This is a genomic window from Stutzerimonas sp. C6.4V (assembly GCF_058536345.1).
Genome location: NZ_JBZUBM010000002.1, coordinates 1,072,976 through 1,095,511 on the forward strand (window position 1 = coordinate 1,072,976; position 22,536 = coordinate 1,095,511).

General features: G+C 61.3%; 17 protein-coding genes. 8 read left to right on the forward strand and 9 right to left on the reverse strand.

Annotated elements, in window-relative coordinates:
* Positions 1–193: 193 nt before the first annotated feature.
* The 3 genes from AC4LFW_RS20780 to AC4LFW_RS20790 all read left to right on the forward strand — a co-directional run bounded on the left by AC4LFW_RS20780 (position 194) and on the right by AC4LFW_RS20790 (position 3,108).
* Positions 194–2,410 (forward strand): putative bifunctional diguanylate cyclase/phosphodiesterase, encoded by a 2,217-nt coding sequence (locus tag AC4LFW_RS20780; protein ID WP_491821703.1) that lies wholly within the window; start codon positions 194–196, stop codon positions 2,408–2,410.
* A gap of 91 nt (positions 2,411–2,501) precedes the next feature.
* A complete protein-coding gene (locus AC4LFW_RS20785) occupies positions 2,502–2,852 on the forward strand; it encodes a hypothetical protein (protein ID WP_491821705.1) in 351 nt (116 codons plus the stop codon).
* Positions 2,853–2,916: 64 nt separating this feature from the next.
* Positions 2,917–3,108: a hypothetical protein gene (locus AC4LFW_RS20790; RefSeq protein ID WP_491821707.1), complete on the forward strand. Its 192-nt coding sequence runs from the start codon at positions 2,917–2,919 to the stop codon at positions 3,106–3,108.
* A 5-nt stretch (positions 3,109–3,113) separates the two neighbouring features.
* Here the strand turns inward: AC4LFW_RS20790 and AC4LFW_RS20795 are convergent, their stop codons facing one another.
* Positions 3,114–4,289 (reverse strand): BaiN/RdsA family NAD(P)/FAD-dependent oxidoreductase, encoded by a 1,176-nt coding sequence (locus AC4LFW_RS20795; RefSeq protein WP_491821709.1) that lies wholly within the window; start codon positions 4,287–4,289, stop codon positions 3,114–3,116.
* A 77-nt stretch (positions 4,290–4,366) separates the two neighbouring features.
* The gene (yccS, locus tag AC4LFW_RS20800) at positions 4,367–6,550 is read right to left on the reverse strand and encodes a YccS family putative transporter (RefSeq protein ID WP_491821711.1); all 2,184 of its coding nucleotides are present in this window, start codon (positions 6,548–6,550) and stop codon (positions 4,367–4,369) included.
* Positions 6,551–6,737: 187 nt separating this feature from the next.
* Between yccS and AC4LFW_RS20805 the strand changes: the two genes are divergently transcribed.
* Positions 6,738–8,219, forward strand: a complete 1,482-nt coding sequence (locus tag AC4LFW_RS20805) for a PhoX family protein (protein ID WP_491821713.1) — start codon at positions 6,738–6,740, stop codon at positions 8,217–8,219.
* Positions 8,220–8,325: 106 nt separating this feature from the next.
* Here the strand turns inward: AC4LFW_RS20805 and dbpA are convergent, their stop codons facing one another.
* The gene (dbpA, locus tag AC4LFW_RS20810) at positions 8,326–9,705 is read right to left on the reverse strand and encodes an ATP-dependent RNA helicase DbpA (protein WP_491821715.1); all 1,380 of its coding nucleotides are present in this window, start codon (positions 9,703–9,705) and stop codon (positions 8,326–8,328) included.
* A gap of 146 nt (positions 9,706–9,851) precedes the next feature.
* Here dbpA and rloA2 point away from each other — a divergent pair, with 146 nt between their 5' ends.
* The 4 genes from rloA2 (at position 9,852) to AC4LFW_RS20830 (ending at position 13,709) form a co-directional block, all read left to right on the forward strand.
* Positions 9,852–10,373: a retropepsin-like aspartic peptidase RloA2 gene (gene rloA2 / locus AC4LFW_RS20815; protein ID WP_491822221.1), complete on the forward strand. Its 522-nt coding sequence runs from the start codon at positions 9,852–9,854 to the stop codon at positions 10,371–10,373.
* A 685-nt stretch (positions 10,374–11,058) separates the two neighbouring features.
* On the forward strand, positions 11,059–11,322 hold the full coding sequence (locus tag AC4LFW_RS20820) for a DUF4212 domain-containing protein (RefSeq protein WP_491821717.1): 264 nt from the start codon (positions 11,059–11,061) through the stop codon (positions 11,320–11,322).
* A 5-nt stretch (positions 11,323–11,327) separates the two neighbouring features.
* On the forward strand, positions 11,328–13,097 hold the full coding sequence (locus AC4LFW_RS20825) for a sodium:solute symporter family protein (RefSeq protein WP_491821719.1): 1,770 nt from the start codon (positions 11,328–11,330) through the stop codon (positions 13,095–13,097).
* A 90-nt stretch (positions 13,098–13,187) separates the two neighbouring features.
* On the forward strand, positions 13,188–13,709 hold the full coding sequence (locus tag AC4LFW_RS20830) for a hypothetical protein (RefSeq protein ID WP_491821721.1): 522 nt from the start codon (positions 13,188–13,190) through the stop codon (positions 13,707–13,709).
* Between the two features lie 227 nt (positions 13,710–13,936).
* Here AC4LFW_RS20830 and AC4LFW_RS20835 read toward each other — a convergent pair whose 3' ends face one another.
* From AC4LFW_RS20835 to AC4LFW_RS20860, 6 genes are all read right to left on the reverse strand, one after another.
* Complete coding sequence (locus AC4LFW_RS20835) at positions 13,937–14,641, reverse strand: 3'-5' exonuclease (protein WP_491821723.1); 705 nt, start codon at positions 14,639–14,641, stop codon at positions 13,937–13,939.
* The gene (locus AC4LFW_RS20840) at positions 14,638–16,572 is read right to left on the reverse strand and encodes a putative nucleotidyltransferase substrate binding domain-containing protein (protein ID WP_491821725.1); all 1,935 of its coding nucleotides are present in this window, start codon (positions 16,570–16,572) and stop codon (positions 14,638–14,640) included. Before AC4LFW_RS20840 ends, AC4LFW_RS20835 begins: the two co-directional genes overlap by 4 nt.
* A 184-nt stretch (positions 16,573–16,756) precedes the next feature.
* On the reverse strand, positions 16,757–17,161 hold the full coding sequence (locus tag AC4LFW_RS20845) for a phosphate ABC transporter substrate-binding protein (protein WP_491821727.1): 405 nt from the start codon (positions 17,159–17,161) through the stop codon (positions 16,757–16,759).
* A gap of 11 nt (positions 17,162–17,172) precedes the next feature.
* A complete protein-coding gene (locus AC4LFW_RS20850; RefSeq protein ID WP_491821729.1) occupies positions 17,173–18,336 on the reverse strand; it encodes a hypothetical protein in 1,164 nt (387 codons plus the stop codon).
* 20 nt (positions 18,337–18,356) lie between these two features.
* Positions 18,357–19,979, reverse strand: coding sequence for a methyl-accepting chemotaxis protein (locus AC4LFW_RS20855; RefSeq protein WP_491821731.1), 1,623 nt, complete (start codon positions 19,977–19,979; stop codon positions 18,357–18,359).
* A 186-nt stretch (positions 19,980–20,165) separates the two neighbouring features.
* Positions 20,166–22,346, reverse strand: a complete 2,181-nt coding sequence (locus tag AC4LFW_RS20860; RefSeq protein WP_491821733.1) for a malate synthase G — start codon at positions 22,344–22,346, stop codon at positions 20,166–20,168.
* Between the last annotated feature and the right edge of the window lie 190 nt (positions 22,347–22,536).

Sequence of the window (22,536 nt, forward strand, 5' to 3'; positions counted from 1 at the left end):
CGGGGCGCAACGCCCCGGTAGCCCTGCGATGAAGGCGCCAGCCTTTGCCCCCGATGTCGGGCTGATCTGAATCAATGCCTCCCTTCGACGCTACTGTCAGTCTTGATGGCGTATAGCTATTAATGCTGCGTGCGCGCTGTCATCTGCAGGACAGGGACGAACGCAGCTTGGCTAGGGGCCGGGAAGGGTGCGGATGGATAAAGAGCTCAAGGCGTTAATTGACCGAATCGGCCTTGGGCCAGACGCAATCCTCACCCGCTTGCGTTTTCTGGAATGGCAGGCCAGCGATGGGGCCCGCTTGAACGGTGCGGCTGCAGATCTGGACGACGCCCATGTCCGGTTTATCGACCGTCTATATGGCCATCTGGGCACCTTCGAGAAACCGATGGCCCTGCTGGATGACCCGCAGCGCCTGGCGCGGCTCAAGCATAGCCAGCGAGGCTACTACAAGCGCCTCTGGACCGGCCCCTACGATCGTAGCTATATCATTGACCGGCTAAAGGTCGGACTCGTGCATGAACGGGTAGGACTGGACCTGGAATGGTATCTGGGTGCCTATCGGCTGTACCTTGGCGACATGTTGGCCGAGCTGCTGGGCGATGCTCCAGGCTACGCCGTTTACGACAGCCTGCTCAAAGCCGTGTTCTTCGACATGATCCTGGCCATCGATACCTACACGGCGGCCCAGCGCCAGGCGCTCGAGGAAAGCGAGGCGCGACTGGCACGGGCGCTCAGAGGCACCGAGGACGGTATCTGGGACTGGCACATCGATGCCGATCAGCTGTACCTCTCCGAACGCTGGATGGCCATGCTGGGGCTTCCGGCCGAGCCGGCCTATTCCAGCAGCAGCTGGTTCAGCAGGGTGCATCCGGACGACCTGGCCGGATTACGCGAGGCCATTGCTGCCCATCTGGATGGTCGAACGACTTCGTTGAATCACGAATACCGGATCCGTACGCATTATGGGGAGTATCTGTGGGTACTGGTACGCGGCGTGGTCGAGCAAGACGAGCGCAGCGGGCGACGCATGGCCGGCTCGCAAACCAACATCAGCGCGCGCAAGATCGCCGAGAGTTGCCTGCAATATGCGGCGCGCCACGATTCACTCACCGGGCTGGCGAACCGGCTCCATCTGGACGAACTGCTCAAGGCCGCACAACAGCGGATCGGAGTACGGGAGTCCGCTTTGCTCTTCGTCGATCTCGATCGGTTCAAGCTGATCAATGACAGCCTCGGCCACCGGGTGGGTGACCAGGTGCTGGTGGAAGTGGCCAGCCGCCTGGCCGGTTGCCTTCGGCCAGGCGATCACCTTGCCCGTTTTGGCGGTGATGAGTTTGTCGCCTTGCTGGGCGACCTGGCGTGTGCCAGCGATGCCGAGCGGGTGGCGCAGCGCATGCTCAACGCGCTGCGAGCGCCGTTTCAGCTGGCTGAGCGAACCCTGTCACTGAGTGCCAGCATTGGCATCGCACCGTTACAGCGCGACGGTCGCCCGCTGGATGCGTTGCAGGCAGCCGATCTGGCGCTCTATCGCGCCAAGGATGCCGGCAAGAATCAGTTTGCGCTTTATTGCGATGGGCTACAAAGCACGGCCCGACGTCAACTGGAGCTGGAAAGCAGTCTGGCGCAGGCCTTTGGCAGAAGCGAATTCAGCCTCTGTTACCAGCCCATATGCCGGCTGGTCGACGGGCGAGCGCACCTGGCCGGGGTCGAGGCGCTGCTGCGCTGGGGACATGACGGACGCATGGTCGGGCCACAGGAGTTCATTCCCATCCTGGAGGAATCCCGCGAAATCCTTCGCGTCGGAGAGTGGGTCCTGCGTCAGGCCTGCAGCCAGGTGCAGGGCTGGCAGCGGGCCGGACAGGCGCAGCTCTACTGTTCGGTGAACCTGTCGATCCGGCAGTTGCAACAGACTGACTTCGTCGAGCGTCTGGTCAGCATTCTCCGGGAGACCCAGCTCCCGCCTACGAGCCTTGTCCTGGAAATTACCGAAACCCTGCTGATGCAGCACAGCGACTCGGTGCTCGCGGCGTTGCAGGACATTGCCGATCTCGGCGTGCGGCTGGCGCTGGATGACTTCGGCACCGGCTACTGTTCGCTGGGCTACCTCAAGCAGTTTCCACTGCACATTCTGAAGGTGGACCGCAGTTTCATCGCCCGCGCGGCAGAAAATGCAGACTCGGCAGTGATCAGTCGGGCCATCATCGGGCTTGGTCATAGCCTCGGGCTCACCGTGATCGCTGAAGGCGTCGAGCAACAGGCTCAGCTTGCATTTCTGAGAAGCGAGCGCTGCGACTATGCCCAGGGCTATCTGTTTGGGCGCCCGCTGCCACCCGATGACCTGCAGCAGCTGTTCGGCTCCGAGCAAGGGGTCGATGGGCTATGGTGCCTGGCTTCGCCCGTACCTGCTTAAGGGCAAGGCGGCAGTCTGCTCCGCTGGGCGGGTCGCCGCACGCCTGGGGCACTCCCCATCCCGGGCAGGGTCAACTCCATAAGGATCGAGCATGTCCGCTGGCGACATGCGCAATGACTTTTGGAGGTTACTGATGCGATTGGCCTATCTGTCCGCCCCCGTTCTCGGCCTGCTACTGGTCGGTTGTGGACCGGATGACGAAATCGAGCGAGAGACACCCGTTCCCGCGCCTGCCACCGAGCAGGCCGAGCCGCCCTTCACCGGTGCGCCGCCCTCCAATGATGGCGCCGGCGCCGGCCCTGAAACCGGAGCGCCGCTCGGTACGGGTGCCGAAGGCGCCATGGATACGGCGCCCGCTGACAACGGCAGCGGGCTGGGTACCTCGTCGGGTGCGGGGACCGCGCCGAACACTACGCCTGGTGCGACAGGCGCCTCTCAATGAGCCGGCAGGCTTCGCTAACCGTGGTGGCTTGCAAGTCACACCGCCTGAATCAGGAGTACCGAACATGACTACCCGACTGATCATGACCACCCTGGCCGCACTGCCCCTGGCGCTGACCCTGAGCGGCTGCTCCCCTGACGAGGAGCCGTCCGCGCTGCGTAACAACGAACGAAATCAGCAGGAATTCCAGAACACCGCGACCGATCCGGCGGGGCCGCGTGAGCTTTCGCCACCTTCAAACATGGCCAATGAGTAGGGCGCTCAAACGAACTGAGCAGCGGCGTAGCCCGAGGCCCAAGCCCACTGAAAGTTGAAACCACCGAGGTGACCGGTGACATCCAGTACTTCGCCGATGAAATACAAGCCCGGCGATTTCTGCGATTCCATCGTCTTGGATGAAACTTCACGTGTATCAACTCCGCCAAGGGTAACCTCGGCGGTCCGGTAGCCCTCGGTGCCGGCCGGTACCAGGCGCCAGCAGGCCAGTCGTTCGGCCATCTCGGTCAGCTCACTGGCCGAGTACTGCTTGAGCGGCCTCGAGGCAAACCAGTGCTCAGCCAGCAGTCCGGCCATCTTGCGTGTGAACAGCTCGCCGAGCAGGGTTTTGAACTCGGTATTGGGGCGCTCGCGCCGCTGCTCTTCCAGCCATTCGGTCAGGTTCAGATGCGGCAGCAGGTTGATCTCGATGGCATCGCCGGGCTCCCAGTAGGATGAAATCTGCAGGATGGCCGGCCCCGACAGGCCGCGGTGGGTGAACAGGATGTTTTCGCGAAAGCTCTGGCCGTTGCAGCTGACCAGGCAATCCTCGACCGATGTGCCCGACAGGGCTTCGCATATCGACTTCAGTTGCGGTTCGGTGATCGTGAAGGGCACCAGGCCGGCGCGGGTCGGCAGCACCCTGTGACCGAATTGCCGGGCAATCTGATAACCGAACCCAGTGGCCCCAAGCGTGGGGATCGACAAGCCGCCGGTGGCGATGACCAGCGACCCGCAGCTGACTGTGCCAATGTCGCTCTGCAGGCTGTAGCCATCCTCTGTTTTCTCGATGGCCTGCACGGCAGTGTCGAGCCGCAGTTCGACGCCGGCCTTTTCGCATTCCTCAAGCAGCATGGCGAGGATGTCGCTGGCCTTGTTGTCGCAGAACAGCTGGCCCAGCTTTTTCTCGTGGTAGGGCACGCCGTGGCGCCTCACCATCTCGATGAAATCCCACTGGGTATAGCGAGCCAGCGCCGATTTGCAGAAATGCGCATTGCCGGAAAGAAAGTTGGCCGGTTCAGTATAGAGATTGGTGAAATTGCAGCGCCCGCCACCAGACATGAGGATCTTCTTGCCGGCCTTGTTGGCGTGGTCGAGCAGCAGAACCCGACGACCCCGCGCAGCAGCCGTGAAGGCGCACATCAGACCGGCAGCGCCAGCGCCAATCACTACCACATCCATCTTCAGCACCCTGCACCTCGCCCCGAAAACGCGAGATGGTACTCCTGCCGCCCTGCTGCTGCAGCCCGGAGCATCACCTAATGACCTGGTTGCGGCTGTCTGACCAGATGCGCGGCCATGCTGCGCAACGGTGCAAGTTGCCGGCAGATCAGCCCCAGTTGGGTCTGTAGCAGCCGGTGGCTGTCATCCATTTCTTCGGCGGTCTGTTCCAGCTGCTGCGCCAGGGCTTCCTCTGCCTCGCTGTAAACCGCCACCGGCTGGTTGTGCTGCAGACCGTCGGCCAGTTCGTCGAGGCTGCTCGCCAGCTGCCGCGCTGCGCTTTCCAGCAATTCGTCGCGGGCGTCGTCGGGCAGGCTCTCGCGGTGGGCTCCAAGCCCGGACAGGTAGTTGAGCAGGGTGTGCGAAAGGATCAGGAAGCGGAAACCGGTCTCGGCGTCCTTGCGGAAATGGCCGGGTTCCAGAAGCATGTTCGACAGCGTGGTCGACAGCGCTGCGTCGGCATTGTGCGCATTGCGGCGGGCCAGACGATAGGCCAGGTCGTCGCGCTTGCCGCTCTCGTACTGCGCCATGATCTGCCGCAGATAATCGGCGCTGCGGGCAAGCGTGTTGGCCACCACCTGATTGAGACGCCGCCCCTGCCAGTCCGGCAGGACAAAAAAGACCGCCGCCGCCGCGATCAAACTGCCCAGCAGTGTGTCGACCAAGCGCGGCCAGATCAGCCCGTAACCATCACCGACCTGATTGAAACAGAACAACACCAGCAAGGTGATTGCCGCTGTCGCCAGGGTGTAGCGGCTGCTGCGGGTGGCAAAGAAGACGACACCGGCCACCACGGCAAACAGTGCCTGCACCTGCTGGCTGGGAAAGAGGTCGAACAGCGCCCAGCCGGCGATCAGGCCTAGCGCCGTGCCCGTCACCCGTTGGACCAGCTTGATCCGCGTGGCGCCGTAGTTGGGCTGGCAGACGAAAACCGTGGTCAGCAACACCCAGTAGCCTTGTTCCGGATGGATCGTGTGCAGCACGGCATAGCCGCAGAGCAGCGCCAGGCTCATGCGCAGGGCGTGACGGAACAGTAACGAGGTGGGCGTCAGTTGCAGGCGAATACGATTGAGGGCGTCGCGCAGCGATTGCGGTTGGCGGTCCAGCAGGCTGCTATCCTGCTCGCCTTCCAGTGCGTCGGGATTGCTGGCCGTGGAAAGCTGGCGCTGCATCGTCGACAGGTTGCCGGACAGGGCGCGCAACGAGCGCAACAAACCTCGCCAGGCGGGGTTGCTCTGCATGCGCAGGTGTTCCAGTGAGGATTCAAGATCGGCCAGCGCCTGCGCGTTGGCATCGCTGTAGCGGAACGGCTGGCGCAGCTGGACGGCATTGGCCAGGTCGGCGCAGGCAACCCCCTGCAGGCGCAACAGCCGGCCGCAGCGAAACAGCACGTCACTGTGGAAGAAGGCCTCCGCCAGCTCCTGGTAAGGGTAGTGCGAGGAACTGACACGCTCATGCAGGTCCTGGGCAAGGAAATAGAGCTTGAGGTAGTGGCTGATCTTCACGCCTGGACGACCATTGCCCAGGCGATGCAGCAGGGTTTCCTTGGTGACGTTCAGTGCGCTGACCACCCGGCCGTTCTGCTGCGCCAGATGCAGGCGCCGCTCCTCCACGTCCAGCTGACGGACGGGTTCGAACAGCGCCGCCTTGAGTTTGTAGTACTGCCCCAATTCGCGATAAAGCCGGGCGAGGCTTTGCTGCACAGGCTGATGAGCGAACAGTGCATTCCACAACACCGACAACAGGCCGTACCAGCTCGCACCGGCGATCAGCAGCAGGGGGTCGCGCCACGGATGCAGCGCCTCGCCGCCCCGTTGATCCGCCGCGATCATGCTGTAGATGGACAGGATCAGGGTCGCCTGGGCGATGGCCGCGTAACGCTCGCCCAGTGCGCCGAGCATGACCAGGCCAAACGCAGCTACCGCCATGCCAAGGGCGAACAGCAGGGGGAAGGGGAACAACACCTGCACCGACGCCGCGGCGACGCTGAAACACAGCAGCGTGACCAGGAGAGCGGAGAGCCGGCCAGACCAGCTGTCATCGGTTTCTGCCAGCGCGCTGGCAATGATGCCGAGAAACAGCGGAATGGCCATCGACGGCTGCGAGAGGTACCAGCTCAGTCCCATGCTGCCGGCCAGCGCGATCAGCACTCGCAGGCTGTAGCCGAACTTGTCCATTGCCCAGAGTCGGCGCAAAGAATGACTGAGCGGGGATGAGCGCATAAAGGAACAGGGCCTGGCGATAAAGAGAGTTGGACGTCCGTCGGCTACTGACGTCACGGCAACCTAGCAAAGCTTATACCGTCCGCTCGTCCCGCATCACCGGAACGCAACCGGTTGGTCATCGTTTAGCCGTATTCGTCTGGCTTCATTCATGCCGCACCTCCCATTCCTATAACGAGGACACCGCATGAACCGTGAACATGATGCCAGTCGCCGCAGCTTGCTCAAGGGTGGCGCCATCACCGCCGCCGTCGTCGCCAGCACGCCCTTTCTGGGCACGCTTGAGGCCTTTGCCGCGCGTAACGCCCAGGGTCGTGGCGCTGGTCTGATCCGTAGCAGCTATGGTCCGGTGCGTCCGGTAAAGGATCTGAGCACTGGCCTGGAGCTGCTGCAGCTTCCCGACGGTTTCCAGTACAAAAGCTTCTCCTGGACGGGTGACCTGATGGAGAACGGTCAGCCAGTCCCCACATCCCATGACGGCATGGGTGTCATCGATGTGCGTCGTGGCCAGCATGGCCAGGAAATCGTGCTGGTGCGCAACCATGAGGCCAGCACCGGTCCGTTGATCGATGCCCCCGGCATCTACGATGACGTCACCCTGTCCAATGGCCAGCGCCCCGCTGGCGGCACCACCAACCTGTACGTATCGCGGGATATCTCCAGGCCTGTACGCACCGTCCCGAGCCTCGGAGGCACCCGTACCAACTGCGCCGGCGGGGTGACGCCCTGGGGCACCTGGCTGTCGTGTGAGGAGACAACGGCGGACTATCGCAGCGTCGGCGGTCGTGCCCATGGCTATGTGTTCGAGGTGGCCGCCGACCCGGCATTGACCAGCGGCCAGCCGATCGTGCAGATGGGCCGCTTCGCCCACGAAGCCGTGGCCGTGAACCCGCGCAACAGTTACGTCTACCTGACCGAAGACGCGCGCAACCGCGCCGGTTACTACCGCTACATTCCCACCGACTCCAGCCAGCAGCCCGGCTCGCTCGCCGTCGGCGGCATCCTGCAGGCGGCGCGTGTACGTGACCGGGCACTGGTCGATCTGCATGCGCCGAAGCAGGGCGACAGCTATCAGCTGGAATGGGTCGAAGTGCCGAACCCCGACATGGATCCGCAGCCCGAAGGCAGTGGTCCGTTCGCCCAGGCACGTCGCGCCGGGGGGCTGAGCATGAGCCGCGGCGAAGGCATCTGGTACAGCGAAGGCAAGCTCTATATCGTCGACACCAGCGCTGGTGCCGACAGCCAGGGGCGTGCCGGTTATGGCAATGGTGCAGTGTGGATGCATGACCTGGCCAATGACCGCCTGACCTGTATCTTCGCCTCGACTGATGCTGAAATCGCCAACAATCCTGACAACATCACTGTCAGCCCACGGGGCGGCGTGCTGCTCTGCGAAGACGGGGGTGGCGTGCAGGACGCCTACGGGTTTGGTGAACGCCTGTTGGGCCTGACTGCCGCGGGGGAGGCTTATATCTTCGCCAAGAACAACGTGGTCTTCGATGACGTCCAGGCCGCGGCGGCTGGCAAGAGCGTTTCAGGCGGTGATTACCGCAGCCGGGAATTCTGCGGCGCCTGCTTCGATCCGAGCGGGCATTTCCTCTTCGTCAATATCCAGACCCCGGGCATTACCTTTGCCATCTGGGGCCCCTGGGCTCGCGGTTCGTTGTAGAAGAAGCAGCTGGAAGCTTGAAGCTGGAAGCCTGAAGTAAAAGCTCTGGCTTCTGGCTTCTGGCTTCTGGCTTCTGGCTTCTGGCTTCAAGCTTCCAGCTCCCCGCTTATAGCTGCCTTACCTTCAACGACCGGCCTTTGATCTTGCCGGAGTTGAGGCGATTCAGCGCCTGCCTGGCGATGTCGCGTTCGACGGCGACGAACGCCTGGAAGTCGAAGATCGCGATCTTGCCTACCTGGGTACCGGGGATTCCGGCATCACCGGTCATCGCACCAAGAATGTCGCCGGGGCGCAGCTTGTCCTTGCGCCCGGCAGCGATGCACAGGGTCACCATTGGAGGTTGCAATGGACCACCCGGTTGGGCTTTCAAGTCGCTTAACGGCTGCCAGTTCAGGGGTGCCTTCTGCCGCTCCTCAATGGCTCGGGCACGGTGGGCTTCAGCGGGGGCAACCAGGCTGACCGCAATTCCTTTCTTGCCGGCACGCCCGGTCCGACCGACACGGTGAACGTGAATCTCCGAATCACGAGCCAGCTCGACATTGATCACCATATCCAGCGCGTCGATATCCAGCCCACGGGCCGCGACGTCCGTGGCTACCAGCACCGAAAGGCTGCGATTGGCGAACATGGCCAGCACCTGGTCGCGGTCACGCTGCTCCAGATCGCCGTTCAGCGCCATGGCAGAGATGCCTTTCGCGCTAAGGGCATCGACCAGGTCCTGACACTGCTGTTTGGTAAAGCAGAAGGCCACGCAGGTCTCCGGTCGGAAGCTGGCCAGCACCTGGATTACCGCCTGCATGCGCTCTTCGGGATCGATCTCGTAGAAGCGCTGTTCTATCTGCGAATCGTCATGCAGCGCCTCGACCTTCACCTGTTGCGGGTCGCGCATAAAGGTCGAGGCGAGCTGCTTGATGCCGGCCGGGTAGGTCGCCGAGAACAACAGCGTCTGGCGCTTGCCTGGGGTCTGCCCGATGATTTCCGCTATCGCGTCGTAGAAGCCCATGTCGAGCATGCGGTCGGCTTCATCCAGGATGAGTTTGTTGAGACCGTCAAGCTTCAGCGTGCCTTTCTTCAGATGCTCCTGAACTCGCCCGGGCGTGCCGACGATCACGTGTGCGCCATGCTCCAGGGAGCCGATCTGCGGGCCAATGGACACACCGCCACAGAGCGTCAGGATCTTGATGTTGTCGGCCGAGCGCGCCAGGCGGCGTAACTCCTTGGCCACCTGATCGGCCAGCTCGCGCGTCGGGCAGAGAACCAGTGCCTGGCAGCCGAAATAGCGGGGGTTGATCGGCTCCAGCAGTGCAATACCGAAGGCGGCGGTCTTGCCGCTGCCGGTCTTGGCCTGCGCGATGAGGTCCATGCCCTTGAGCATGACTGGCAGGCTTTGCGCCTGGATCGGCGTCATCTCGGTGTAGCCGAGGGCGTCGAGGTTGGCCAGCGTTGCAGGGCTGAGGGACAGGGTGGCGAAGGCTGAACTGGGCACGGTAGTGATCTGCAGGAAAAGGTGAGGTGCAGTCTAACAGGCGGCCGCATTCCTCGCGTGCAGCAGGTCATGCGGCAGCACGGAGGCGGAACGGATGCTCAATGGGTCTGGTCCCAGAGGGGTCAGTGCTGATCCCGGAGGCCGTTTTGTCCCGTTTGTTGTTGCTGTTGAGTGCGCTAACCCTTCCCGCCGTCGCTGCCGAGCCCACCCTGTTCGGACGCTACGAGCAGATCAAGATCGAAGACCTCGGCAAAACGCTGAAAGCAAAGATGGATACTGGCGCGATGACCGCCTCGCTGTCGGCGCGAGACATCGATCTCTTTGAGCGTGACGGCGAGGACTGGGTGAGATTCCGCCTGGCTGTGGAGGGTGCTGACGACACGGTCTATGAGCATCGCCTGGCGCGCATCGCGGAAATCAAGACCCGAAAAGAAGAAGCGGTCGACCCGGACGATGATACGGATGTCGAGCGTGGCCCGGACGTGGCCGAACGCCCGGTGGTCGAGATGCAACTGTGCATCGGCGATCAACTACGCGAAACCGAAGTGAACCTGACCGACCGTAGTCATTTCCGCTATCCCCTGCTGATCGGTGCCACGGCGATCCGCGACCTGGAAGCGGCCATCGATCCGGCGCAGAAATACACGGCGGGACGTCCGGCCTGCTAAGGCGGCATTGGGCTGGCGGTGGATTCGTCTCGCGTTGGACAACCGTCCGGCGCTTGCAATGTCAGGGCTACCGCTAGTCGCCATCTAGTCGGCAGGGCAAGAGAACATGCCATGCGATCGATCAGGCGTTGCCGTGTCCCTTGAAGTATTTACTGTTGCTAAGCGCAGCAAATAGTTAGCCATGTAATCAACTTTTAATTATTCGTGTTGAGAATAAGGAAGTGTTCTTTATTTAATCAGGCCGATGCTGGGCAATACTAATTACTGCAGTGCAACAACTATGCAGGCGCATCTTTAAGTAACTATAAGTTCCGCCCGTTAAACTTTAACAAGTTCGTAGTCCGCTCCTGATGAGGTTCGCTTGTTTCGTGACCGGTCGGTCAAGCCGTCCGGAGCTACTTCTGCCTGGGAGACCTTCGGGGAGATTGCCTGCTCCTTGAGGCGGGAGCGGCCAAGGCCCCGGTCCTGGTTGGATTGAGGCCTATTCGTGGCGCGCCTGCTCGATAACCCAGACTCCCGCCTTCGCAAGCGCATGACGGTTCCGCTCCAGGGGCGGCGGGATCGCATTCAGCAGGCGATTTAGAGCCTGTCAGACTAAAGTCGGGGCTATCTTTCCACGACACATCCTTGCTAGATTCACGATGTAGTTCCCTTTACCCGTAATAAAAATAAGACGGAGAACGTCATGGCCGACGCCGATAAAACAAATGCTGCTGCGTACTGGAAGGCGAATGTTCGCCTGATAACTTGGAGCCTGGTGGTCTGGGCTCTTGTCTCATATGGTTTCGCCATCCTGCTGCGCCCTTTACTCGCCGGTATTCCGGTCGGGGGGACTGACCTGGGGTTCTGGTTCGCTCAACAGGGTTCCATCATCACGTTCATTTTGATCATCTTCCACTACGCGTGGCGGCTGAACAAACTGGACAAGGAATTCGGGGTTGAGGAGTAACCACAATGAGCCAATATTGGATCAACATGTTGTTCGTGGGCGCGTCGTTCCTGCTTTATATCGGGATCGCGATCTGGGCCCGCGCCGGTTCGACTAAAGAATTCTATGTCGCTGGTGGTGGTGTTCACCCTGTAACCAACGGTATGGCCACGGCGGCAGACTGGATGTCTGCAGCTTCCTTCATCTCCATGGCAGGTCTGATCGCCTCCGGCGGTTATGCTACTTCCGTCTACCTGATGGGTTGGACTGGTGGCTACGTGCTGCTGGCAATGCTGCTGGCGCCTTACCTGCGCAAGTTCGGCAAGTTCACCGTACCGGACTTCATCGGTGACCGTTTCTACAGCCGTGGCGCTCGCCTGGTAGCTGTGGTCTGCCTCATCCTCATCTCCGTTACCTATGTAATCGGCCAGATGGCCGGTGCTGGCGTGGCGTTCTCCCGCTTCCTGGAAGTGAGCAACTCCGCCGGTATCTGGATCGCTGCTGCCATCGTGTTTGCCTACGCGGTATTCGGCGGCATGAAGGGCATCACCTATACCCAGGTGGCACAGTATGTGGTTCTGATCATCGCCTACACCATTCCGGCCGTGTTCATTGCCATGCAGTTGACGGGCAATCCGATCCCGATGTTCGGTATGTTCAGCACCCATACCGAATCCGGGCTGCCGCTGCTCGAAAAACTGAACCAGGTGGTTACTGACCTCGGTTTCACCGCGTATACCGCTGACGTCGACAACAAGCTGAACATGTTCCTGTTCACCCTGTCGCTGATGATTGGTACCGCTGGTCTGCCGCACGTCATCATCCGCTTCTTCACCGTACCGAAGGTAGCTGATGCCCGTTGGTCCGCTGGCTGGACGCTGATCTTCATCGCGCTGCTGTACCTCACCGCGCCGGCTGTTGCCTCCATGGCACGCCTGAACCTGGTTCAGACCATCTATCCGGAAGGCCCGCAGGCCGAAGCGATTCGCTACGAAGATCGTCCGGAGTGGGTGCAGACCTGGGAGCAGACCGGTCTGATCAAGTGGGAAGACAAGAACAGCGACGGTCGTGTGCAGATGTATAACGACGCCAACGCCGCCTTCACTCCGACCGCTACTGAGCGTGGCTGGAACGGCAACGAGTTGACCGTGAACAATGACATCATCGTTCTGGCCAACCCTGAAATCGCCAATCTTCCGAGCTGGGTCATCGGTCTGATCGCCGCGGGTGCTATCGCCGCTGCGCTCTCGACTGCTGCAGGTCTGCTGCTGGCGATCTCCTCTGCCATCAGTCATGACCTCATCAAGACGCTGATCAATCCTAAGATCAGTGAGAAGAACGAGATGCTGGCCGCCCGTCTGTCCATGACGGCAGCGATTCTGCTGGCCACATGGCTGGGCCTGAATCCTCCGGGCTTCGCGGCTCAGGTGGTGGCCCTGGCGTTCGGTCTGGCAGCAGCGAGCCTGTTCCCGGCGCTTATGATGGGCATCTTCTCCAAGCGTGTGAACAGCAAGGGTGCGGTAGCAGGGATGTTGGTTGGTGTGATTTCCACCGCCGTGTACATCTTCCTCTACCTGGGCTGGTTCTTCATCCCAGGCACTGCAAGCATCCCCAACACGCCTGATCAGTGGTGGATGGGCATCTCCCCGCAGGCCTTCGGTGCTGTAGGTGCGATTCTGAACTTCGCTGTTGCCTACGTCGTGTCGATGGCTACCGAGGCTCCGCCGCAGGAGATTCAGGATCTGGTCGAGAGCGTTCGTACCCCGAAAGGTGCTGGCGTTGCGCTTGATCACTAACTGATAATGCGCCAACTGTCAGACCAGGTCTGACGCCGAGGTAGAGTCGGGCTTCCATATGGAAGCCCGATTTTTTTAGGGGAGTTGTTTATGTTCTGGCATCTAATTGCGGCAATCGTCGCTGGTGTGGCGGGAGCCGGCATCGGACTGTTGCTGCGCTCACTGACGCGTAAGCGAGTGCCGAAATGGATCATTCCTGTATTCGCTGGGCTGGGAATGCTGAGTTACACCATCCATTACGAATACACCTGGTTTGAAGCCAAGCAGGCGCGCCTACCGGAAGGGACCGTGGTCGTTTCGAGTGAAGATGGGGAAATGTTGTGGCGCCCTTGGACCATGATGTACCCGATGCCCTTGAGCTATACGGTCCTCGATCAGGCAAACGCGCAGGTCCAGGACACCGATCGGGGCCGCATCGCCCGCTTTGTCCTGTATCGCTTCGATAAACAGCATCTGATGTCCACCGTGACCAGCCAGTCTTATCAACTGATCTGCGCGGAGAAGGCCATGTTCAGATTGAACGATGCGGGTCAGGCCAAAGTTGAAACCCTGACCGAGCTGGATGCCGATTCGCCGCTGTTCCAGCGCATCTGCGGTGCTGATTCGCGCTAAGCCTGGGCGAGATCGATCTGTCTTTCCTTCGCTGCCACCGCTGATGGGGCGCAGCGTTGCGTTTGAGACGGCGCCTGGCCGGGGAGGCCAGGCCGCTGGGCCAGAGCCTGACAAGGCCTCAATGCAGGTAGCGTGATGTCTCGGGATGGCCGTAGCTCGCCACTATTGATGCGGCGAGATTGTGTGTCGGCCAGTCATTGGCTGTTTCAGCTCTGCGAGAGGACGCGTTACATCAAGCTGGCCTGTTGCCGCTGGCGCCAGTTGGCCAGGCGCTGGTTCAGGGCGACCAGGCTGTCCAGGCCCTGGCGGCGCGCTTTACTGAAGAGGATCAGGGCCAGTTCGGCGGTTGCCAAGGCGTCGGCGCTGGCGTGGTGACGCTGCAGCACCTGCAGGCCAAAGTGCCTGCACCATTCGTCCAGCCCGTTCTGCCGGGGTCGGTTGTCCGGGCAAAGCATGGGTGCAAGCTCGGCGACATCAAAGAATGGGTGTCGCAGCTTGTATCCCAGTGTCGCCTTCAATGCGCGGGTCAGCATGCGTCGGTCAAAAGGAGCATGAAACGCCAGGATCGGGCTGCTGCCGACAAACGCCATGAAATCCAGTAGCGCTTCGGCGGGGTCATCCCCGGCCTCCAGCTCGCTTGGCGCGATACCGTGGATAAGCACGCTTTCGCTCACTTTCTGAGCCGGACGCAGCAGCGTAGATTCGAACTGATCGCCTAGGTCGATGCCGCCGTTCTCGATGACTACTGCTCCGATGGAAAGAACGATATCGCGGCGCATGTCCAGTCCGCTTGTTTCAAGATCCAGCACCACCAGGCGCTGTTCGCAGAGCGGCGTGGCATCAACTGCGGCGGGCGGGGTTAGCTGATCGCGGCGCTGCAGCTGATCGAAATCCAGCGTCGGACCGCGTAGGTTGAACCATGGCATATTCATAGCTGATAGCGAACCGTCAGGCTGCTTTGTAAACGCTGGGCCTGGCGAAAGGACTCGCGCAGGATCCGGCGGTCAAGATGATTGAGGCTGTCAGGGTCGAGTCGGTTCGAGTAGGGCCGGCCGTCGCGGGCCTGCTGCTGATGTTGCTGCATGCGTGTCTGCTGGATGAAATGATAGGCCTCTTCGTACGCGGCGCCGTCCTTTTCGTCGATGACATTCTTTTCAACCAGCTGCCGCAGCCGGTCCAGCGTATTGCAGGTAGAGATACCATGGCTCAGCGCGAGCAGCCGCGCCCCGTCGACGAAAGGCGTCAGGCCCTGCACCTTCAGATCGAGCGTCGCCTTGCCCTCACTCTGGCGAGCAACGACAAAATCGCGGAAGCGACCTACCGGAGGGCGGTGGCGCAACGCATTTTCGGCCAGCATGCGCTGAAAGAGACGGTTGTCACCGATCTCATGGAGTAGATTGCTGCGCAGCTGCTCGTAGCCCTCGGATGGTCCCCAGACCGCCCGCAGATCGAAGAAGATGGTGCTGCTCAGCAGGTTTTCAGGCGTCGCCTCGCGAATGAACGAGCAAAAGCGCCGGTTCCATTCCTGACGCGACAGGCACAGCTCCGGGTTGCTGGCCATGATGTTGCCCTTACACAGGGTGAACCCGCAGGTGTCGAGATCCCGGTTGATGCGTTCGGCCAGTGGCAGCAAGCGACCACGGCGGTGCGCAGCGTCTGCAGCATCGGCGGCTTCGAACAGGATGCCGTTGTCCTGATCGGTATACAGCGTCTGCTCGCGGCGTCCCTCGCTGCCGAAACACAGCCAGGTGAAGGGGATGCCTGGGTCGCCCAGCGCTTCGATAGCCAGCTCGATGACCCGGCATACCGTGTGGTCGTTGAGCAGCGTGATGATATGGGTGATCTGAGTGGACGAAGCGCCGTGCGCCAGCATGTTGTCTACCAGCTGCTGAATGCGGCTGCGGATGATGACCAGTGTCTCGACGCTGTCGGCGTGGGAAATCGCCTGCGCGAGGTGGACCAGATCCACCCGTTGGAGGGAAAACAGGTCTCGCTCGGAGATGACGCCCCGCAGCAGGCCCTTCTCTACCACACAGACATGCGCTATGTGTCGCTCGGTCATGGCGATTGCCGCATCGAAGGCCGTGGCGTCCGGCGGCAGATAGAACGGGTCCTGGGTCATGAAATTGGCAATCGGCGCGGCTAGGTCGGTCGTGCCGCTCCCGATCACGCGACGCAGGTCGCGCAACGTGAAAATGCCTCGCGGGTGCAGCTCGAGGTCAGTGATCACGACGCTCCCGACGTTATTTTCGTGCATCAATCCTACCGCCTCGGCCAACGGCATTGAGGGCAGGCAGGAGACGGGATGGTGCAGCGCCAGCTCACCGATGCGCGTTTCCAGCGAGTACTGTTCGCCCAGGCTTTCCACTGCACGCATCTGCGCCTGTTGGTTGACCAGGTCCAGCAGGCTGCTGACCCCGCGCATGGCGAAGTCACGGAACGAAGCGGATTTCGATACCAGCTTGATAAAGGCGGGCTTGTTCAGCAGGAAGCAAAAGGTGTCCTCGGCGGCGAAGTGCCCGGTGCGAGTGGCGCGCTCGCCCATCAGCGCGGCCATTGGAAAGCATTCGCCGACGATCACCTCGAAAGTGGTATCGGTGCCGCGCTTGCTGGTGTGTGGTCGCTGGCCGTGAACCCGGCCCTGTTTGACGATATAGAAATGCTCGACGACGCCGTCATCAGGCGAAATGATGCAATCCCCTTCGCTGTAGAAGCGCAGCTGGCAGTTTTCCACCAGATAGGCGAGATGACCCGGCTCCATCTGGTTGAAAGGAGGATACTTGCGCAGAAACTCCATGGTTCCGTGAACGTTCTGCAGCACGGCAGTTTTGCCTGCCTCGGCGAAAGCATCGGCTTTGCTCATGGTTCGTGTCCATTTTTTAAGCCCAATGGTGGGCTGTGGGTCCGGAGGGGCACATTGGACGTAAGTCTAGTCGCCAGCGCGCCTTATCGGGCTGACACGGGTCATTGCCCCTGCGGGCCATTCGGGGATGTTCACGCCCATAAAAAAACCGCCCCGAGGGGCGGTTTCTGTTCAGGTGCAACAACTACGGAAGCGTGAACAACACCTTGACCGAATCGTTGACCGCGGCGCTGTCGACGTAACCGATGGCATCGGCTTCGGCAGCAACCTTGGCGACTACAGCTGCGTCATCAGCGACGCTGGGCAGGGGTTGGCCCTTGCCTGTGAAGATCAGGCCTGACCAGTACGACTTGAGTTGCGACTCGTTCTTGCTGGCGACACCTGCATAGAAGGCCTCTTTGGCAGGCGTCCAGCCGGCTTGGTCGACCCCTTTCAGGGATTTGTCCTTGCCCAGAAAGATGTTGGCCACGTCGGACTGCGAGGGCGCCTTGGCCGCGGCAGCATTGACGATCACAGCGACTTCGGCCTGAGCCATGACAACCATGCTGAGCGAGGCTGCGCCGGTGAGAATGCGAAGGGATGTTTTCATCTTGTCGCTCCTCAGAATACGAAATCGACGCCGACGGAAACGATGTCACCGTCGTAGTTGCGGGCTGGAACGCCGCCACGTGCGCCACCGAAGCGCTCGTACACAGCGTTTTCATAGACTTCCTGAGCGTTGCGGGTAAACACGCCATCAAAGCCGTTGGACGTATCGACGCGCTTGTATTCACCCTTGACCACAACGGTCGGAGCGGCCTGATAGTTCAGGCCCAGCGTCCACGAATTCTGGCGCCCGCCGTTGTCGTCGAGCTGCGCATAGGTTACATGCGGCAGGAAATCGCCAAAGCGACGGCCACCCATCAGGTAGAAGGAATCGATCGACTCCATGCCGTCGTTCTCGATCATGCGCGAGGTCCACTCGTTGCTACTGACCCAGGTGCCGTTGTCGTACTGGTAGCCGATGGAGGTGAACTTGCCTTTTTCCTTGTCAAGAGTCAGCAGGCTCAGAGGTGCCGTGATGCCAGGCGCGACAGTAACGGTACCGCGGATGTCCGTCTTGATATCCGCCTCGACATAACCGATGCGCAGCGTGCCGAAATCATTGGTAGCCAGGCTTATGCTGGCACCGAACAGGTTGCCGTAGTCGATATCGAACTGCTCGTCGTAGGCATAGTAGTCACGGTTCTTCGCCTGACCACCCGCAACCTGAACGGTCACCGATCCGTAGGAAAGCGGCAAGGTGTAGACGGCGTCGACGCCTTCGTAGTTGGTCACCTGAACCTGGCTGTAGACCTCATCGGGCAGGCGCAGCCAGGGGTAGCTGTAGCCGACGTCAAGACTCTCGGAATACATGTAGACCGGGCTACGCAGGCGGCCGGCGCGGAGCATCAGCTGGTCATTGGTCTGCCAGGACAGGTAGGCCCACTCCAGATTGGCTTTCCACTCATCCTGCTGCGCCTTGGCGGTAGCCTGAACGGTGACGCCTACGGTGTCGGTGATGCCATAGCTCAACTGAGCGCCGAATTTGGACAGCTGGTCGCCGCGCCAGGAATCGTTGGTCTGGCCTTGAACACCATAGCTGCGACCGTCATCTTCGCCACCCAGGTGGGTGAATCCGACGGTGCCGAAGCCATTGAAGCGATGCTCGCCCTGATCCAGGGCAAAGGCTGGGGTGGTTGCCAGGCAGACGGCTGCCAGGCTGATAACACGTACTGCGGTCATCAGGTGTGCTCCTAAAGCATTTAAACGCGGAATTGGGCCGTGGCCGCACGCAGGTGATCGCCCGTGCTGACCAATTGCTCACCCAGACGGGCAGTGGCTTCGGCGCCGTTTGCGGTTGCTTGTGCGTCCTGCTGCAACACTTGGGTTTCTTGTCTGATGGAACTCGACAGGCCGATCTGCTCCTGGGTGAACTGGGCGATGCCGGCGTTGAGTTCGTCGATCTGGTTGACGGTCTGGGCGATGGTCTCGAGCAGCTGGGTTGCCTCGACTGAACGATCGATGCTGGCCCTGGACTTTTCGCCATTGCTGTTCATCACGTTGAGCACGGTATTGGCGCTGCTTTGCAGGCGCTGGATGATCTGCTGGATCTCCGCGGTGGAGGCGGCGGTCTTCTGCGCCAGGTTGCGCACTTCGTCAGCCACCACGGCAAAGCCACGGCCCTGTTCGCCAGCGCGTGCGGCTTCGATGGCTGCGTTCAGCGCGAGCAGATTGGTCTGTTCGGCAATGCTGCGAATAACCGTCAGTACCGAGCCGACCTCCTGGGTTTCCTCTTCCAGCTGTTCCATTGCCTGCACGGCGCTCATCACGCTGTCGCCCAAGTCGCTGATGCCGCTGGACAGGCTGCCGATATATTCGCGAGCAGTGGCGGCCTGGCGAGCAGCCGAGTTGGCCTCGTTGGAGGCCTGCTGCGAGCGCTGCGCCACTTCCTGAATGCTGCCGGTCATGGTGAGGATGTCGCGAGAAATGGACTCAGTGTGATGTTGCTGCGACTTGGCGTTTTCTTCCGAGCCCTGGGTCAGGGTATATAGCTCCTTGGATACCTGGCCGAGTGGGCTGGCGGCCTCGATGATCTGACGGATGGTCTGCTGCAACTTGTCGAGAAAGCCGTTGAACAGCTCGATCATGGCGCCAATTTCGTCATTCGATTTGACGTTCACTCGCTGCGTGAGATCGCCATCGCCGCGTGCAATGGATTGCAGCGAGGCGATCACGCCGCGCACGTTGGCCATGACGCTTCGAATGACCAGCCAGGCGCCGAGGCCGACCACCAGGATGAGCACAAGGGAAAGAATGATGCCCAGCCGCGTGGTGTGTCCGTTGGCCACGCGGGTCTCGGCGAGGGTCTCCTGGAACTGCTGGTAGGCGCCCGCGCGGAAGTCAGTTGCCAGAGTCTGTGCCTGGGCAAGATCACTGGCCATACGATCCAGGTTCGGGCGCAAGTCATCGAACGAGGCGCTGCCATCGATCAGCTTCGCTGAAGCCTGGAGGGCATTGTCGGCATAGGCCTTGACCGCATTGCGCCAATTGTCGAGCGACTGTAGCCGTTGCGGTTGAGCGTTCAGAAGCGACGCGAGCGACGCCTGCTGCGCATCTATTTCGCCTAGCACTCCACGCGCCTCGTCGAGCATGCCTGGCTCACCGGCTGCCACCGCGTTGTTAAGCAGGCCCGGTATGCGGGAAAACTGGAAGATCACCGCGTCGGTTTTTTCCAATGTCGGATAGCTTTGTGTCTCGATGCTGACCAGGCGCGAATCCGTCGCAGACAGCTGCAGCGAGGTATAGCCGACATAGAGAATCAGACCGAGCAGGGCGACAGCGGGCACCAGCGACAACTTGGCGGTCAGTGAGAAATTCTTGAACATGCATCGACTCCACGGCGGGCGGCGGATACTACGGGATGACGCGTGATAGCGAAATGCCATACATCGGTTATTAATTTTATGAATGGCATAGCGTTACGCTATCGGATGAAATGGTTCGAACTTGAGCACGGCCGGCCCAAAAAAAAACCGCCCCGAGGGGCGGTTCATGTGGCGGGAGGTTGCGGGTTATAGCCCGTTCTTGGCCTTGAACTCGCGGCGGCGGCGGTGCAGGACCGGCTCGGTGTAGCCGTTCGGCTGCTTGGTGCCTTCGAGCACCAGTTCCAGGGCTGCCTGGAAGGCCACGCTGTTATCGAAGTCAGGCGCCATCGGACGGTACAGCGGGTCACCCTCATTCTGACGGTCGACCACCGGGGCCATGCGCTTGAGGCTCTCGATCACCTGATCCTCCGTTACCACGCCGTGGCGCATCCAGTTGGCCACGTGCTGGCTGGAGATACGCAGCGTCGCACGGTCTTCCATCAGTGCGATGTCGTTGATGTCCGGCACCTTGGAGCAGCCGACGCCTTGCTCGACCCAGCGGACCATGTAGCCGAGGATGCCCTGCGAGTTGTTGTCCAGCTCGTTGCGCTTCTCTTCCTCGCTCCAGTTGGTGTCTTGCGCCAGCGGGATGGTGAGGATGTCGTCGATGGACGCCTTCTCGCGCTTGGCAAGCTCGGCCTGGCGCGCCTGCACGTCTACCTTGTGGTAGTGCATGGCGTGAAGGGTGGCAGCGGTCGGTGACGGCACCCAGGCGGTGTTGGCACCGGCCATGGGATGACCGATCTTCTGTTCGAGCATCGCGGCCATCAGGTCAGGCATGGCCCACATGCCCTTGCCGATCTGCGCCTTGCCCTGCAGGCCGCAGGCCAGGCCGACGTCAACGTTGTTGTTCTCATAGGCGCTGATCCACTTCTCGGCCTTCATGGCGGCCTTGCGCACCATCGGGCCGGCTTCCATAGAGGTGTGGATTTCGTCGCCAGTGCGGTCGAGGAAGCCAGTGTTGATGAACACCACGCGCTCACGCGCTTCCTTGATGCAGGCCTTGAGGTTGACCGTGGTACGGCGCTCCTCGTCCATGATGCCGACCTTGAGCGTGTTGCGCGGCAGGCCGAGGACGTCCTCGACGCGGCCGAACAGCTCGGTGGCGAAGGCGACTTCTTCCGGGCCGTGCATCTTCGGCTTGACGATGTACATCGAGCCGGTGCGGCTGTTGGCGCGGGTGGAGTTGCCCTTGAGGTTGTGCATCGCGGCGAGGCTGGTGAACAGGCCGTCCATGATGCCTTCCGGTACTTCGTTGCCGTCCTTGTCGAGAATGGCGTCGTTGGTCATCAGGTGCCCGACGTTGCGGATGAACAGCAGGGAGCGGCCATGCAGGGTCAGTTCACCGTTGCCGTCGGCCTGGGTGTAAACGCGGTCCGGGTTCATGGCGCGGGTGATGCGCTTGCCGCCCTTGTCCAGTTCCTCGACCAGGTCGCCCTTCATCAGGCCGAGCCAGTTGCGGTAGACGATGGTCTTGTCGTCGGCGTCGACGGCGGCGATGGAGTCTTCGCAGTCCATGATCGTGGTCAGCGCCGATTCCATCAGGATGTCTTTCACGCCGGCCGCATCGGTCTGGCCGATCGGGCTGGACGGGTCGATCTGGATCTCAAAGTGGATGCCGTTGTGCTTGAGCAGCACGGCGATCGGCGCATTGGCGTCGCCCTGGAAGCCGCGCAGCTGCGCGGGGTTCTGCAGGCCGGTGGTGCTGCCGTCCTTCAGCGCGACGGTGAGCTTGCCATCTTCGATGCGGTAGCCGGTGGCGTCGGCATGCGAGCCGGTTTCCAATGGAGCGGCTTCGTCGAGGAAGGCGCGGGCATAGGCAATGACCTTGTTGCCGCGGATCTCGTTGTAGCCCGGGCCTTTGCTGGCGCCACCTTCTTCGGAAATGGCGTCGGTGCCGTAGAGCGCGTCATACAGCGAGCCCCAGCGCGCGTTGGCGGCGTTCAGCGCGAAGCGCGCGTTCATGATTGGCACCACCAGCTGCGGGCCGGCCATGCTGGCGATTTCTTCGTCGACGTTCTGGGTAGTGGCCTGGAAATCTTCGGCTTCCGGCAGCAGGTAACCGATCTCCTGCAGGAAGCTCTTGTACGCCGCTGCGTCGTGGGCCTGACCGGCGCGGGCCTGATGCCAGGCATCGATCTGCGCCTGCAGCTCGTCACGCTTGGCCAGCAGCGCGCGGTTCTTTGGCGCCAGGTCATGAATGACGCCCGAAGCGCCGGCCCAGAAGGCGTCGGCATCGACGCCGGTACCAGGAATCGCTTCGTTGTTCACGAAGTCGTACAGGACTTTGGCGACCTGCAGGCCACCGACTTGAACGCGCTCAGTCATCTCTCGCCTCACTTGGTTTTTCTTCAAATCCGTCGGACAGCTTCTTCTTGTAGTCCGGGTCGCCGGATACTACATGAAGCTGTTTGGAAAATCAGTCCGTCACGTTTGGGCCCGCAGAAGCGCGGCGAGGGCCGACTTGGTGCTGCCACTGGGCGTCGGACGTAGTAGTTTGAGCGGTCTGTTCTATACC

Bases quoted from the DNA above. Each gene is read 5' to 3' on its own strand.
- yccS (WP_491821711.1), bottom strand. From the start codon at position 6,550: ATGCGCTCATCCCCGCTCAGTCATTCTTTGCGCCGACTCTGGGCAATG.
- AC4LFW_RS20805 (WP_491821713.1), top strand. From the start codon at position 6,738: ATGAACCGTGAACATGATGCCAGTCGCCGCAGCTTGCTCAAGGGTGGC.
- AC4LFW_RS20780 (WP_491821703.1), top strand. From the start codon at position 194: ATGGATAAAGAGCTCAAGGCGTTAATTGACCGAATCGGCCTTGGGCCA.
- AC4LFW_RS20790 (WP_491821707.1), top strand. From the start codon at position 2,917: ATGACTACCCGACTGATCATGACCACCCTGGCCGCACTGCCCCTGGCG.
- AC4LFW_RS20860 (WP_491821733.1), bottom strand. From the start codon at position 22,346: ATGACTGAGCGCGTTCAAGTCGGTGGCCTGCAGGTCGCCAAAGTCCTG.
- AC4LFW_RS20825 (WP_491821719.1), top strand. From the start codon at position 11,328: ATGAGCCAATATTGGATCAACATGTTGTTCGTGGGCGCGTCGTTCCTG.
- AC4LFW_RS20850 (WP_491821729.1), bottom strand. From the start codon at position 18,336: ATGACCGCAGTACGTGTTATCAGCCTGGCAGCCGTCTGCCTGGCAACC.
- AC4LFW_RS20820 (WP_491821717.1), top strand. From the start codon at position 11,059: ATGGCCGACGCCGATAAAACAAATGCTGCTGCGTACTGGAAGGCGAAT.
- AC4LFW_RS20840 (WP_491821725.1), bottom strand. From the start codon at position 16,572: ATGAGCAAAGCCGATGCTTTCGCCGAGGCAGGCAAAACTGCCGTGCTG.
- AC4LFW_RS20830 (WP_491821721.1), top strand. From the start codon at position 13,188: ATGTTCTGGCATCTAATTGCGGCAATCGTCGCTGGTGTGGCGGGAGCC.
- AC4LFW_RS20795 (WP_491821709.1), bottom strand. From the start codon at position 4,289: ATGGATGTGGTAGTGATTGGCGCTGGCGCTGCCGGTCTGATGTGCGCC.
- AC4LFW_RS20835 (WP_491821723.1), bottom strand. From the start codon at position 14,641: ATGAATATGCCATGGTTCAACCTACGCGGTCCGACGCTGGATTTCGAT.
- AC4LFW_RS20785 (WP_491821705.1), top strand. From the start codon at position 2,502: ATGTCCGCTGGCGACATGCGCAATGACTTTTGGAGGTTACTGATGCGA.
- AC4LFW_RS20845 (WP_491821727.1), bottom strand. From the start codon at position 17,161: ATGAAAACATCCCTTCGCATTCTCACCGGCGCAGCCTCGCTCAGCATG.
- AC4LFW_RS20855 (WP_491821731.1), bottom strand. From the start codon at position 19,979: ATGTTCAAGAATTTCTCACTGACCGCCAAGTTGTCGCTGGTGCCCGCT.